We start from the raw sequence: 14,444 nt of genomic DNA, 5'->3' as shown, positions 1-14,444 counted from the left end.
TGTGGGCGAGAAAAAACCTGGATTGTGTGATTCATTATCCAGAAGCTTCGTCGGGCTTGTGAACAGCATTCCGCTTACCTACATCATGCGCCATATCAGCGCGCCGGTATGGGGGCGATGCTAGAATTTCTGCTTCAATAATATTTTTAAAACAGGAAGAAAAGATGGAACTGCTGTTACTCAGTAACTCCACGCTGCCGGGGAAAGCCTGGCTGGAACACGCCCTGCCGCTGATTGCCGGTCAGGTCAAAGGCCGCCGTAAGGCGGTATTCATCCCCTTCGCTGGCGTGACGCAATCCTGGGATGATTACACGGCCAAAGTGGCTGCGGTTATGGCGCCCATGGCGGTCAGCGTAACCGGTATCCACAGCGTCGACGACCCTATCGCCGCCATTGAAAGCACCGAGATGGTGATCGTCGGCGGCGGGAACACCTTCCAGCTGTTGAAAGCGTGCCGCAGTCGCGGTCTGTTGGCGCCGATTGTCGATGTCGTCAAACGCGGGGCGCTGTATATCGGCTGGAGCGCAGGTTCAAACCTCGCCTGCCCGACCATTCGCACCACCAACGATATGCCGATTGTCGATCCGCAGGGATTTGATGCGCTGGGGCTGTTCCCGCTACAGATTAACCCGCACTTCACCAACGCGTTGCCGACCGGGCATCAGGGCGAAACCCGCGAACAGCGTATCCGCGAACTGCTGGTCGTGGCGCCGGAATTAACGGTGATTGGTTTGCCGGAAGGAAACTGGATCCAGGTCACCGATGGTCACGCGACGCTCGGCGGCCCGAACCCGACGCTGTTGTTCAAAGCGGGGGAAGAAGCGATAACCCTGCCTGCGGGCCACCGCTTCTGAGCCTGGGGGGCTAACGTTTCCCGGATAGCGGCGCATTGCGCCTTATCCGGGCTGCCTCAACGGGACGTCCAAACGCAAAACCCCGGTTAGCACAGCGCCGCCGGGGAATGGCTCAGTAGTCATCCCGTTCGTCGTCTTCATCCGGTTGCTCCATCACGCTGTAAGCCACCGAGCAGAACAGGCTGTTCAGGCGCTTCATATCCCCCAGCAGCGCCAGATGCAACGTACTGGTTTCGATACTCTGCACGTTCTGCTGATGCAGGCGGTCAACGTGCGCATGCGAGTAGCGGCGGTTAAGAATGCGGAACCGGTGTTTGCTGCGCCGCAGGCGACGGGCACTCGGCACATCGCTGGAGAAGAAGACCGACATCGCCAGCTGCAGATTGCTGAGCAGCAGATCGTACAGGGCGTCCAGCTCCTTTAACCCTTCCACCGAGAAGGCGCGACGCGCCGCCAGCGATTTATCGGCGATCTCGCTGCCCATCCGCTCGACGATATCGGAGGCCTGCTCGAGGTTTAACGACATCTCAATAATTTCCGCCCAGCGCCGGGACTCTTCTTCCGCCAGCTCATCCTTTGGCATTCGCGCCAGATAGAGCTTAATGGCGGTGTAGAGGACGTTGATATCGTCCGCCATGCGGCGCAGTTCTTTCTCCTGACGCGGTTCGCCATGCATCACCTTATGCAGGCTCTCCAGCATTTGCTCCATCGCGTCGCCAATGCGCAGCGTCTCGCGCGCGGCGTTGGCTAGCGCCAGCGCCGGGGTGTCCAGCGCCGACGGGTCAAGATGCTTGGGTTTGAGATGGTTATCCAGCTCGGGTTCATCGCGGATCATGCGCTGGCACAGCTTCGCCATCGGTCCGGCAAAAGGCACCATCGCGATGCAGCGCAGCAGGTTGTAAAAAACGTGGAAGTAGATAACCAGCTCAGACTCCGCCAACGGCAGCTTGTGCATCGCCGCGGCCAGCGGATGGACGAACGGCAGAATGATCAGGCTCCCCACCAGCTTAAACAGCAGGCTGCCCAGCGCCACCCGGCGCGCCGCCGCGTTCGCCGCGCTGTTGTTGAGCATCGCCAACAGCCCCGATCCCAGGTTGGCGCCAATCACCAGGCACAGCGCCACCGGGAAAGAGATCGCTCCCGCCGCGGTCAGCGTCGCGGTCAGCAGCACCGCCGCCAGGCTGGAGTAGCTAATGATCGCGAATACAGCGCCAATCAAGGCATCCAGCATGATATCCCCGGTCAGCGAGGCAAAAATCACCTGCACGCCGTTGGCCTGGGTAATGGGGTGGACGGCCTGCACAATCAGCTCCAGGGCCAACAGGATCAGCCCAAGGCCGATCCCCACACGCCCCAGCTGCCCGGCGCGGGTCTGCTTGCGGCCGAGGAAGAAAATCACCCCGATAAATATCAACAACGGCGACAGCCACGACAGGTCGAAGGTCAGTACCCTCGCCATCAGCGCCGTCCCGACGTCGGCGCCCAGCACCATCACCAGCGCCGGCGTGAGGCCCACTAAATCCTGGGCGACAAACGAGGTCACCAGCATGGTGGTGGCATTGCTGCTTTGCACCAGCGCAGTCACGCCAAGACCCGCGCAGAAGGCGAGCGGCTTTTTCTCTACGCTGCTACTGAGAACGGTACGTAGGCGAGCGCCATAGACGCGCATCACCCCGGTACGCACGATATGCGTGCCCCACACCAGCAGAGCGACCGCGGACAACAGGTGTAGCAGAGTTAACACGGAATCAGCTTCTCCTTATCGTTATAGGTGTTCCGACGTTCTGGAACCTATCTCAGTATAAGGGGTTAACCTCAATAAAGAGACAAGGCGCTCACAGAGCGCCTTGTTAGTTGTAAGGAAAGATAACGACTAGTCCGCATCATAGCCCAGATTAGGGGCTAACCAGCGCTCGACTTCCGCCGGGGTCATCCCTTTACGCCGCGCGTAGTCTTCGACCTGGTCGCGCTGGATCTGCGCCACGGCGAAGTACTTGCTGTCCGGATGGCTGAAATACCAGCCGGAAACCGATGCCCCCGGCCACATGGCGAACGATTCGGTAAGCTTCATGCCGGTATGGGCTTCGACGTCCAGCAACTGCCAGATGGTGCCTTTTTCAGTGTGCTCCGGACAGGCCGGATACCCCGGCGCCGGACGGATCCCCTGGTAATTCTCGCGAATAAGTTCCTCATTGCTGAGGTTCTCATTGGCCGCATACCCCCAGTAGACCTTGCGCACTTTCTCGTGCAGATACTCGGCGAAGGCTTCCGCCAGACGATCGGCGATGGCCTTGATCATGATCTTGTTATAGTCGTCATGCTGCGCTTCATAGGCCTCCGCCAGCGCGTCCTCTTCCAGGCCGCCGGTGACGGCGAAGGCGCCAATGTAGTCCGCTTTGCCGCTCAGCTTCGGCGCCACAAAGTCGGCGAGGCAGTAGTTGGCGAAGCCGACCTTCTCCGTCTGCTGGCGCAGGTGATGGCTCACCGTCAGCACGTGGGTGCGGGTTTCATCGCGATAGATTTCAATATCGTCGCCCACCCGGTTGGCCGGGAACAGGCCCACCACGCCGCGCGGGTTGAGGGTTTTCTCTGCGCTCAGTTTATCCAGCAGCTCGTTAGCGTCTTTGAACAGGCGCTGCGCCTCTTCCCCTACCACTTCATCTTCCAGAATGCGCGGATATTTACCCGCCAGCGACCAGGTCATAAAGAACGGCGTCCAGTCGATGTAATTGCGTAGCGTCTCGATACTGGCTTCCACCTCCTGAATCCCCAGGCGATGGGCCACCGGCGGCGTATAGCTCTCCCAGTCAAAGGCCAGATCGTTTTCCCGTGCGGCCGCCAGGGTCACCGGCGGGGTGCGCGGTTTTTTACGTCCATGCTGGATACGCACGGTTTCATACTCTTTGCGCGTGCGGGCGACAAACTCATCGCGCTGCGTATCCGAGAGCAGCGCAGCCACCACCCCGACGGTGCGCGAGGCGTTCTGTACGTAAACGGTCGGGCCGCTGTAGTTCTGCTCGATTTTCACCGCCGTATGCGCTTTCGAGGTGGTTGCGCCGCCAATAAGCAGCGGGATGGTAAAGCCCTGACGCTCCATCTCTTTCGCCACGTTAACCATCTCGTCGAGCGACGGGGTGATCAGCCCGGAAAGGCCGATGAGATCCGCGTTCACCTCTTTGGCGGTTTTGAGAATTTTATCCGCCGGGACCATCACGCCAAGATCGATGATTTCGTAGTTATTACACTGCAGCACCACGCCGACGATGTTTTTGCCGATGTCATGAACGTCGCCTTTTACCGTGGCAATCACCATTTTGCCGTTACTGGAGCCCTGTTCTTTACTGGCTTCGATAAACGGCTCAAGGTAGGCCACCGCCTGTTTCATGACGCGAGCGGATTTCACCACCTGCGGCAGGAACATTTTGCCTTCGCCGAACAGATCGCCGACCACGTTCATGCCGTCCATCAGCGGCCCTTCGATCACCTCAATCGGGCGGGCAGCCTGCTGACGCGCTTCTTCGGTGTCCTGTTCGATAAATTCGGTAATGCCCTTCACCAGCGAATATTCGAGGCGTTTTTTCACCTCCCAGCTGCGCCACTCCGCCTGCTGGGCATTGGCGCCGTCGTCAACTTTACTGCCGCGATATTTTTCCGCCAGTTCGAGCAATCTTTCGGTGCTGTCATCGCGGCGGTTGAGGATCACGTCCTCCACCGCGTCGCGCAGCTCGCCCGGCAGGTCATCATAGATGGCCAGCTGACCGGCATTGACGATCCCCATATCCATGCCGTTGCGGATCGCATAGTAGAGGAATACGGCGTGGATCGCCTCACGAACCGGGTCATTGCCGCGGAAAGAGAAGGAGACGTTGGAGACCCCGCCGGAGATCAGCGCATGCGGCAGCTCGCGTTTGATGTCTTCGCAGGCGCCGATAAAGTCCTGGGCATAGTTATTGTGTTCTTCGATACCGGTCGCCACCGCAAAGATATTCGGGTCAAAGATAATATCTTCTGGCGGGAAGCCGACCTCTTCGGTGAGGATTTTGTAGGCGCGACGGCAAATCTCAATTTTACGTTCGCGGGTATCAGCCTGGCCCACTTCGTCAAAGGCCATCACCACTACCGCAGCGCCGTAGCGGCGAACCAGTTTCGCATGGTGGATAAAGGGTTCGACGCCCTCTTTCATCGAAATCGAGTTAACGATGCCTTTGCCCTGAATGCATTTCAGGCCTTTCTCAATAACTTCCCACTTGGAGGAGTCGATCATGATCGGCACGCGGGCAATGTCCGGCTCGCCGGCAATCAGGTTGAGGAAGCGCACCATCGCCGCTTCTGCGTCGAGCATCCCCTCGTCCATGTTGATATCGATAATCTGCGCGCCGCTTTCCACCTGCTGACGCGCGACGTCCAGCGCTTCGCTGTACTTCTCTTCTTTGATTAAGCGTTTAAATTTCGCCGAGCCGGTAACGTTGGTACGTTCGCCGACGTTAACGAACAGGCTGTCATCGCCGATATTGAGCGGCTCCAGGCCGGCGAGGCGGCAGGCCACCGCGATTTCCGGCAGCTGGCGCGGCGGCAGGCCCGCTACCGCCCGGCTCATGGCGGCGATATGCTCCGGGGTCGTACCGCAGCAGCCGCCGACGATATTAAGGAAACCGGCTTCCGCCCATTCGCGGATCTGCGCCGCCATGGTATCGGCATCCAGATCGTATTCGCCGAAGGCGTTGGGCAGGCCGGCGTTCGGGTGCGCGGTGACGTAGCATTCAGCGATGCGCGACAGCTCCTGGACGTACTGGCGCAGTTCGTCCGGCCCGAGGGCGCAGTTCAGACCAAACGATAAGGCTTCGGCGTGGCGCAACGAGTTATAGAAAGCTTCGGTGGTCTGCCCGGAAAGCGTGCGGCCGGAGGCATCGGTAATGGTGCCGGAGATCATCAGCGGCAGGTCAACGCCCAGCGCCTCCAGCTCCTCTTTTACCGCATAGATGGCCGCTTTGGCATTCAGGGTATCAAATACCGTTTCAATCAGGATCAGATCCACGCCACCTTCCACCAGCGCCCGGGTGGATTCGCGATAGGCGGCCACCAGCTGGTCAAAGGTAATATTACGGAACGCCGGATCGTTCACATCAGGCGAAATAGAGGCGGTGCGGTTAGTTGGGCCAAGCACGCCGGCGACGTAGCGCGGTTTTTCCGGCGTGCGGGCCGTCCAGGCGTCGGCGCTGGCGCGGGCCAGCTTCGCCGCCGCAAAGTTGATCTCTGCCGACAGGGATTCCATCTGGTAATCCGCCATCGCGATGGTTGTCGAGTTAAAGGTGTTGGTCTCAATGATATCCGCGCCGGCCTCGAAGTAGGCGTCGTGGATCTCGCGGATCACCTCGGGCTTGCTGAGCACCAGCAGGTCGTTGTTGCCTTTCAGGTCGCACGGCCAGTCAGCAAAGCGCTCACCGCGAAAGTCCTGCTCACTCAGACGATAGCCCTGGATCATGGTGCCCATGCCCCCATCCAGAACCAGAATACGTTCTTTTAACTGCTGATGCAGTTGCTCAACTTTGCTGCTCACACTTGCTCCCGACAACGCTCAACTCAGGCCAAATAGCCAACAAACCATACTGGCATAAACCACCGGAGCGGAAAAGACGACAACGGGCAATATGAGACATGTTCAGCTTCACTCCTCCGATGAGTCCGGTTGTGATTGCATTATTGCCAAATAAAACGAAAATTATTTCCACGATACAGAAAAAGGAGTCCGCGATGGCCACTACCCCCGTTCCCGCGAAACGCGGCAGAAAACCCGCGGCTGCCACCGCCCAGCAGGCTGGCGGTCAGGTTCAGTCGCTGACCCGCGGCCTGAAATTGCTCGAATGGATTGCCGAATCCCACAGCAGCGTCGCACTGACCGAGCTGGCGCAGCAAGCGGGTCTGCCTAACTCAACCACTCACCGCCTGCTGACCACCATGCAACAGCTGGGTTTCGTCCGCCAGGTCGGCGAGCTGGGCCACTGGGCCGTCGGCGCGCATGCCTTCGTGGTCGGCAGCAGCTTTCTGCAAAGCCGCAATCTGCTGGCGATTGTCCACCCGATCCTGCGCCAGCTGATGGAAGATTCCGGTGAAACGGTGAATCTGGCAGTGCTTGACCAGAGCGACCACCAGGCGATCATTATCGACCAGGTGCAGTGCACCCAGCTGATGCGGATGTCAGCGCCGATCGGCGGAAAACTGCCGATGCACGCCTCCGGCGCCGGGAAGGCGTTCCTCTCGCAGCTGAGCGAAGAGCAGGTTACCAGCCTCCTGCACCGTAAAGGGCTACATGCCTATACGCATGCCACGCTGGTCTCGCCGCTGCATCTGAAGGAAGATTTAGCGCAGACCCGCAAGCGGGGCTACTCGTTCGATGACGAGGAGCACGCGCTCGGCCTCCGCTGCGTCGCCGCCTGCATTTATGATGAACACCGCGAACCGTTCGCGGCAATCTCCATCTCCGGCCCCATCTCACGCATGACCGATGACCGGGTGACCGAGCTGGGCGCGCTGGTGATCAAAGCGGCGAAGGAAGTGACGCTGGCATACGGCGGGGTTAAATAAAAAAATGCCCCACCGGGGCATTTTAAGTAGGCCTGATAAGCGTAGCGCCATCAGGCAGATCGGCGCACCTTGCCGGATGGCGGCGTAAACGCCTTATCCGGCCTACTGTCGGCGCCATAGCGCACGCTAAAACGCTGCTTGCGCCGGTAGGCGTAGACATCTTCCACATGGCCGTTTTTAATCCGCGTCTGCAGTTCGCGCCAGTAGTCGGCGCGCAGCAGGTCGGCATGCATCTCCTCAAACAGCGGCCCAATGCGCGGGTCGGCACACAGCCAGTGGCGGAACTCCTCCGGGAACACATCCCCCGGCGAGACGCTGTACCACGGCTCGCTGGCCAGTTCATCCTCGGGATAGCGCGGCGGTGGGATCTGGCGAAAATTCACTTCCGTCATATAGCAGATTTCGTCATAGTCGTAGAACACCACCCGGCCGTGGCGGGTGACGCCGAAGTTTTTAAACAGCATATCACCGGGAAAGATGTTGGCGGCGGCCAGCTGGCGGATAGCATTCCCATACTCTTCTACCGCATCGCGTAGCGCCTGGCCGTTAACCTGCTCCAGCCACAGGTTGAGCGGCACCATTCGCCGTTCAATATACAGATGACTGATGACAATCCGGTCGCCGAGGTCGGTCAGTTTGTTCCCCGCCTCCGCCTGCAGCAGCGCCAGCAGCGCCGGCGCGATTTGTCGTTTCTCCAGCACGAAATTTTCAAACTCCTGCGTGTCCGCCATCCGCCCGACGCGGTCATGCTCCTTTACCAGCTGATAGCAGGCGCGCACGTGGGCGGCGGTCATCTCTTTCTGCGGCGCGAAGCGGTCTTTGATCACCTTAAACACCCGGTCAAACCCCGGCAGGGTAAACACCAGCATCACCATCCCGCGAATGCCCGGCGCCTCAATAAACTGCTCATCGCAGCGAGCGATGTAGTGCAGATATTCACGATAGCTTTCGGTTTTAGCGTGCTTCTGGCAGCCAATCGCCATATACAGCTCGGCCGTGGTTTTCCCCGGCAGGATCTCGCGCAGCCATTCCACCAGGGCGCCGGGCAGTGGCGCATAAACCATAAAATAGGAACGCGCGAAGCCAAACACGATGCTCGCTTCGGCATGGGTGGTCAGGCAGGTATCGACAAACAACTCGCCCTCGTCGCTGCGATGGATCGGCAGCAAAAAGGGCAGCGTGGTCATCGGCATCACCAGTTTGCCCACCAGCCAGGCGGCTTTATTACGATAGAACAGCTCATTGGCGACCTGCAGATGACAGGTGGCGAGCAGTTCCTCCCCCAGCGCCTCCTGCAGACTGGCAATGATATAGCCGATATCCCGCGCTTTATTTTGCCACGGCAGCCGCAGCGGCAGATCGGACAGCACTTTACCCAGCAGGTGCGGCCAGCCGCGATCGGCAAAAAAATCTTTCGCCAGCGGTCGCGGAAGGGTGCGAAAAGGACGCTCGGGCTGCGAGCTGAAAATAAAGAGCCGCTCGGGGGTCAGCGAGCGGTGGTCAAACAGGCGGCAGTAGACCGAATTGAAAAAGCTCTCGGCAATTTCAAAACGAGGGTAATCCGGCAGCAAACGGGTGTAGTGGGCTTTCACCCGCAGCAAAAAGTCGGCATCCGTGCTCTTTCCTTCCGTGATGCAGCGCAGCTGCTCCACCACCAGACCCACATGGTGGTCATAGAGGTGGATCCGCTGTTTCATCGCCTGCTGCACCGCATGCCAGTCGGCCTGTTCAAAGCGCTGCTGCGCGCCGGAAGTCACTTCGAGAAAACGCCCATACTGAGCGTCAAATCCCTGCAATATCGTTTGGGCAATCAGTAATTCCAGACCACGCGTCATCGAACTCCCCCATCCGGCACCACGTCAGGCCGGATGGCGCGCTCGCTTATCCGGCCTGGATCCCTTCACAGGCCCGGTTAGCGTCGTGCCACCGGGCATGGCTCAAAACTGATCTTCTTCGGTCGAGCCGGTCAGCGCCGTCACCGACGAGGCACCGCCCTGGATAATGGTGGTGACCTTGTCGAAGTAGCCGGTACCCACCTCCTGCTGATGCGAGACGAAGGTATAGCCTTCCGGCCCGGCGGCGAATTCCGGCTGCTGCACTTTTTCAACATAATGGCGCATCCCCTCACCCTGAGCGTAAGCATGGGCGAGGTCGAACATGTTGAACCACATGCTGTGGATCCCGGCGAGGGTAATAAACTGGTACTTGTATCCCATGTCCGACAGCTGCTGCTGGAAGCTGGCGATGGTTTTATCATCGAGATTTTTCTTCCAGTTAAACGACGGCGAGCAGTTATAGGCCAGCAGTTTGCCCGGGAAACGCGCATGAATGGCTTCAGCAAAGCGACGCGCCTGCTCAAGATCCGGTTTCGACGTTTCACACCACACCAGGTCCGCATACGGCGCATAGGCCAGCCCGCGGCTGATCGCCTGCTCGATCCCGGCGTGGGTGCGGAAGAACCCTTCGCTGGTGCGATCCCCGGTAATAAACTCACGATCGTACGGATCGCAGTCTGAGGTAATTAAATCGGCAGCGTCAGCATCGGTACGGGCGATCACCAGCGTCGGGACCCCCATCACGTCAGCCGCCAGACGCGCCGCCACCAGTTTCTGTATCGCTTCCTGGGTCGGGACCAGCACTTTACCGCCCATATGACCGCACTTCTTCACCGACGCCAGCTGATCTTCGAAGTGAACAGCCGCTGCACCGGCTTCAATCATCGATTTCATCAGCTCGAAGGCATTAAGGACGCCGCCAAAACCGGCTTCCGCATCCGCCACGATCGGCAGGAAATAGTCGATAAAGCGCGGATCGTTCGGCTCAATCCCGGCTGACCACTGGATCTGATCGGCGCGGCGGAAGGTATTGTTGATCCGATCCACCACCGCCGGTACCGAGTTGGCCGGGTACAGCGATTGATCCGGGTACATGCTGGACGCCAGGTTAGCATCCGCCGCCACCTGCCAGCCGGAGAGATAAATGGCTTCGATGCCGGCCTTCGCCTGCTGCAAGGCCTGGCCGCCGGTCAGCGCGCCAAGGCTGTTGATGTACCCTTTCTTTGCTTCACCGTGCAGCAGACGCCACATTTTCGCCGCGCCAAGCTGCGCCAGCGTGCATTCCGGGTTCACCGAGCCGCGTAATTTCACCACCTCTTCCGCGCTGTACGGGCGGGTAATCCCTTCCCAGCGCGGGTTCGTCCACTCTTTGTTTAATTCTTCGATTTGTTGGGTACGGGTTTTCATGTGCAGATGCTCCATATAATTTCCTGGCTCTCCAGGCTCATTGGTGAAGGACTAAATGGCGAACCACACCATCTGGCGATTAGGCCAGCAGGCGGTAGCCCGGTAATGTCAGAAAATCAATCAGTTCGTCGGAGGTGGTAATCTGCTCCATCAGCCGCGCCGCATCGTCAAAGCGGCCATGGCTGAAGCGGTGCTCTCCCAGCTCTTCCTGAATCACCATCAGCTCTTCCGCCAGCCACTGGCGGAACAGCGCTTTTGTGACCGGCGTGCCGTCGTTCAGGGTTTTCTGATGATGGATCCACTGCCAGATAGAGGTGCGCGAGATCTCGGCTGTCGCGGCGTCTTCCATCAGGCCATAAATCGGTACGCAGCCGTTGCCGGAGATCCAGGCTTCGATGTACTGCACCGCCACGCGAATGTTGGCGCGCATCCCGGCTTCCGTGCGCTCGCCCTCGCAGGGGGCCAGCAGCTGTTCGGCGGTAATGGGCGCGTCCTCGCTACGGGTCACCGAGAGCTGATTCGGCTTGTCGCCGAGCACGCGGTTAAACACCGCCATGGCGGTATCCGCCAGCCCAGGATGGGCGATCCAAGTGCCATCGTGACCGTTGTTCGCCTCCAGCTCTTTGTCGGCGGTGACTTTATTCAGCACCTGACGGTTACGCTCGACATCTTTGCTCGGGATAAAGGCCGCCATCCCGCCCATCGCAAACGCCCCGCGCTTGTGGCAGGTCTTAATCAACAACCGTGAGTAGGCGCTAAGGAAGGGTTTATCCATCGTCACCACCTGGCGGTCCGGCAGTACGCGGTCCGGATGGTTTTTCAGCGTCTTGATATAGCTGAAGATATAGTCCCAGCGGCCGCAATTCAGGCCGACAATATGGTCGCGAAGCGCATGCAGGATCTCATCCATCTGGAATACCGCCGGCAGTGTTTCAATCAGCAGCGTGGCCTTGATGGTGCCGCGCGGCAAATCAAAGCGATCTTCAGTAAAGCTGAAGACATCGTTCCACCATGCCGCCTCTTGCCAGGCCTGGGTTTTTGGCAGATAGAAGTAGGGACCACTTCCTTTCGCCAGCAGCGCCTGGTAGTTATGAAAGAAATAGAGCGCAAAATCGAAAAGACTGCCGGGGATGGCCTCATTACGCCAGGTCACATGCTTTTCCGGCAGGTGCAGACCGCGCACACGGCATACCAGCACAGCGGGATTGGGCTGCAGTTGATAGATTTTGCCAGCCTCATTGGTGTAGCTGATGGTCCCGTTCACGGCATCGCGTAGGTTGATTTGACCATCAATGACTTTACGCCAGTCAGGCGCCAGCGAATCCTCAAAGTCCGCCATAAAGACTTTTACGTTAGCGTTCAACGCGTTAATGACCATCTTGCGCTCGACGGGGCCGGTAATTTCAACGCGGCGATCCTGTAAATCCGCCGGGATACCACGAATGGTCCAGTCGCTATTTCTAATGGAAGCAGTTTCCGAAATAAAATCCGGCAGCTGTCCATCGTCAATAGCCTGCTGCTGCTGCAGACGCGCGGCCAGCAGTTTATTGCGCGCCGGCGTAAAGCGGCTCACCAGTTCCGTCAGAAATTCTACCGCCTCAGGCGTTAAGATCTGCTTCTCCTGCTCGCCATAGGGCTGACTAAAGGCCAGTTCATCGGTGATTGTCGCCTGCTGCGTCATTGTGCTGCTCCTCTTGGTTGATCCGCTGGAAGCGAGCGAAAGATCGTTGTGCAGTTTTCGCTCAGCACAATTAAGACTACTCAATTAATTTTCAAAATCAAAAACAATTTCCATTTTAATTTTAAAATGGCATTAACATATTGATAACAATGAAATTAAAGTTATCATCAGCTGTGAGGTAAATTTCGGAAATAAAAAAGGCACCCGAAGGTGCCAGAGGCAAAGTGCTGAAACGCTTTAGGATCGTTTCGTGCGGAGTATTACTCCAGTGTTGGATTCATATGCCGCAGATCGTATGGTGTAATCTGGTAGACGTAATAGTTCAGCCAGTTAGCGAACAGCAGATTACCGTGGCTGCGCCAGGTAGCGCGCGGTTTGTTCTGCGGGTCGTTTTGCGGAAAATAGTTGTGGGGAACCTCAGGGTTCAAACCGGCTTCCACATCGCGGAAATATTCACTTGCCAGGGTATTGGCATCGTACTCGGGGTGGCCGGTGACAAAGGCGATACGCTTATCTTTACTGGCGAACAGATACGCATCGCCCTCTTCTGTCTCCGCGAGGATCTCGAGATCGGTATAGTCACGGATAAGCCCTGCCGGAAAGTCAGCATAGCGTGAGTGTGGGGCGAGGAAAGAGTCGTCGAAACCGCGGGTCAGTAAGGCGTGTGGGTGTAGAATATGGTGTTCATAGACGCCAGAAATCTTTTCGGCGCGGGTTTGCTTGGGAATGCCGTACAGAATATTCAGCGCGGCCTGCACCGCCCAACAGACGAACAGCGTCGAAGTGACGTGATCCTTGGCCCACTCCAGCACCTGTTTGATCTGCGGCCAGTAAGCGACATCATTAAATTCAACCAGGCCTAAAGGAGCGCCGGTGACGATCAGGCCGTCAAAGTTCTGATCGCAGATCTCATCGAAATTGCAGTAAAAATTATTCAGATGCTCCGCCGGCGTATTACGTGACTCACGCGCATCGATGCGTAATAACTGGATGTCCACCTGCAGCGGAGAGTTCGACAGCAGACGCAGGAACTGATTCTCCGTCTCGATTTTCTTCGGCATCAGGTTGAGGATTAACACCTTCAGGGGGCGGATTTCCTGAGTTGTTGCACGCGTTGTCGTCATTACAAAGACGTTTTCATTGCGCAAGAAATTGACGGCTGGTAGCTCGTCCTGCACCCGAATTGGCATAACTCTATTACCTCATAGCATACGTATAAACGTTTAGACATCCAGATAGCTGAAGATAACCAGGAATCGGGTGAATGTCGAGTCTGCATGTTCACGGTGAGAAAATTTCACGGCGCGCATTGAGTTAGAATATAAGAATGAAGAAAAGGAGAAAATATGGTTATTAGCATCCGCCGTTCCCGGCCTGATGAAGGGGATAAACTGATTGCGATCTGGTGTCGGTCGGTCGACGCCACCCACGACTTTCTGTCAAAAGCGTATCGAAAGGAGCTGGAGGAGATGGTACGCGCATTTTTACCGGAGGCTCCGCTGTGGGTGGCGGTTAACACGGAGGACCAGCCGATCGCCTTTATGCTACTGACCGGAGATCATATGGATGCGCTGTTCGTCGATCCAGATGTCCGCGGCTGCGGCGTGGGGAGATTGCTGATTGAGCATGCGCTGTCGTTAACGCCGAAGCTGACGACCAACGTAAATGAGCAGAATGAACAAGCGGTCGGGTTTTATCAGAGAATGGGTTTTAGGGTGACAGGGCGGTCTGAAACGGACGATCTGGGGCAACCGTATCCGTTATTGAATTTGATACATGAGCAGCAGGCTGAAGCAGACTAAGATTGACGTCGCAACTGCTAACCCTTGGACAGGAGCCTCCCCCGGAGGCGGTGCTGCGCACCTTGTCCGGGCTACGGATCGTGTAGCCCCGGTAAGCGCAGCGCCACCGGGGAGGCATGCCGGCACCCTTCCCGGATGGCACAAACGCAAAAAAGCCCAGTCTTTCGACTGGGCTTTCTGCTTTATTTGATGCCTGGCAGTTCCCTACTCTCACATGGGGAGACCCCACACTACCATCGGCGCTACGGCGTTTCACTTCTGAGTTCGGCATGGGGTCAGGTGG

At 57.9% G+C, this 14,444-nt stretch carries 9 protein-coding genes and 1 rRNA gene; 3 read left to right on the top strand and 7 right to left on the bottom strand.

All coding sequences use genetic code 11. The annotated features are described in order from the left end of the window. The first annotated feature begins 164 nt into the window (after positions 1 to 164). The gene (gene pepE / locus ACQUTP_RS18630; protein ID WP_004206823.1) at positions 165 to 854 is read left to right on the top strand and encodes a dipeptidase PepE; all 690 of its coding nucleotides are present in this window, start codon (positions 165 to 167) and stop codon (positions 852 to 854) included. Between the two features lie 112 nt (positions 855 to 966). Here pepE and ACQUTP_RS18625 read toward each other — a convergent pair whose 3' ends face one another. Continuing rightward, positions 967 to 2,598: a Na/Pi cotransporter family protein gene (locus ACQUTP_RS18625; protein ID WP_004206824.1), complete on the bottom strand. Its 1,632-nt coding sequence runs from the start codon at positions 2,596 to 2,598 to the stop codon at positions 967 to 969. A 129-nt stretch (positions 2,599 to 2,727) separates the two neighbouring features. Further along, on the bottom strand, positions 2,728 to 6,411 hold the full coding sequence (gene metH / locus ACQUTP_RS18620; protein WP_017900133.1) for a methionine synthase: 3,684 nt from the start codon (positions 6,409 to 6,411) through the stop codon (positions 2,728 to 2,730). Positions 6,412 to 6,605: 194 nt separating this feature from the next. Between metH and iclR the strand changes: the two genes are divergently transcribed. Further along, complete coding sequence (iclR, locus tag ACQUTP_RS18615; RefSeq protein WP_004206826.1) at positions 6,606 to 7,436, top strand: glyoxylate bypass operon transcriptional repressor IclR; 831 nt, start codon at positions 6,606 to 6,608, stop codon at positions 7,434 to 7,436. Positions 7,437 to 7,486: 50 nt separating this feature from the next. Here the strand turns inward: iclR and aceK are convergent, their stop codons facing one another. The 4 genes from aceK to metA all read right to left on the bottom strand — a co-directional run bounded on the left by aceK (position 7,487) and on the right by metA (position 13,549). Then, positions 7,487 to 9,271: a bifunctional isocitrate dehydrogenase kinase/phosphatase gene (gene aceK, locus ACQUTP_RS18610; protein ID WP_004206827.1), complete on the bottom strand. Its 1,785-nt coding sequence runs from the start codon at positions 9,269 to 9,271 to the stop codon at positions 7,487 to 7,489. 102 nt (positions 9,272 to 9,373) lie between these two features. Beyond that, the gene (aceA, locus tag ACQUTP_RS18605; protein ID WP_004206828.1) at positions 9,374 to 10,678 is read right to left on the bottom strand and encodes an isocitrate lyase; all 1,305 of its coding nucleotides are present in this window, start codon (positions 10,676 to 10,678) and stop codon (positions 9,374 to 9,376) included. 79 nt (positions 10,679 to 10,757) lie between these two features. After that, positions 10,758 to 12,359: a malate synthase A gene (gene aceB / locus ACQUTP_RS18600; RefSeq protein ID WP_032456808.1), complete on the bottom strand. Its 1,602-nt coding sequence runs from the start codon at positions 12,357 to 12,359 to the stop codon at positions 10,758 to 10,760. Between the two features lie 260 nt (positions 12,360 to 12,619). Continuing rightward, positions 12,620 to 13,549 (bottom strand): homoserine O-acetyltransferase MetA, encoded by a 930-nt coding sequence (metA, locus tag ACQUTP_RS18595; RefSeq protein WP_004206830.1) that lies wholly within the window; start codon positions 13,547 to 13,549, stop codon positions 12,620 to 12,622. A 156-nt stretch (positions 13,550 to 13,705) separates the two neighbouring features. Between metA and ACQUTP_RS18590 the strand changes: the two genes are divergently transcribed. Continuing rightward, positions 13,706 to 14,161 (top strand): acetyltransferase, encoded by a 456-nt coding sequence (locus ACQUTP_RS18590; RefSeq protein ID WP_004206832.1) that lies wholly within the window; start codon positions 13,706 to 13,708, stop codon positions 14,159 to 14,161. Between the two features lie 191 nt (positions 14,162 to 14,352). Here ACQUTP_RS18590 and rrf read toward each other — a convergent pair. Next, positions 14,353 to 14,444: ribosomal RNA gene (gene rrf / locus ACQUTP_RS18585) — 5S ribosomal RNA — on the bottom strand; the annotation flags it as partial.

The sequence above is a fragment of the Klebsiella sp. 2-CIP_Kleb. genome (genome assembly GCF_050378715.1).
Taxonomy (GTDB): domain Bacteria; phylum Pseudomonadota; class Gammaproteobacteria; order Enterobacterales; family Enterobacteriaceae; genus Klebsiella; species Klebsiella quasipneumoniae.
This window is presented reverse-complemented; position numbering and strand designations above follow the sequence as displayed.

Coding starts and splice junctions, on each gene's coding strand:
- aceB (WP_032456808.1), bottom strand. CDS start 12,359: ATGACGCAGCAGGCGACAATCACCGATGAACTGGCCTTTAGTCAGCCC.
- pepE (WP_004206823.1), top strand. CDS start 165: ATGGAACTGCTGTTACTCAGTAACTCCACGCTGCCGGGGAAAGCCTGG.
- iclR (WP_004206826.1), top strand. CDS start 6,606: ATGGCCACTACCCCCGTTCCCGCGAAACGCGGCAGAAAACCCGCGGCT.
- ACQUTP_RS18590 (WP_004206832.1), top strand. CDS start 13,706: ATGGTTATTAGCATCCGCCGTTCCCGGCCTGATGAAGGGGATAAACTG.
- aceA (WP_004206828.1), bottom strand. CDS start 10,678: ATGAAAACCCGTACCCAACAAATCGAAGAATTAAACAAAGAGTGGACG.
- metA (WP_004206830.1), bottom strand. CDS start 13,549: ATGCCAATTCGGGTGCAGGACGAGCTACCAGCCGTCAATTTCTTGCGC.
- aceK (WP_004206827.1), bottom strand. CDS start 9,271: ATGACGCGTGGTCTGGAATTACTGATTGCCCAAACGATATTGCAGGGA.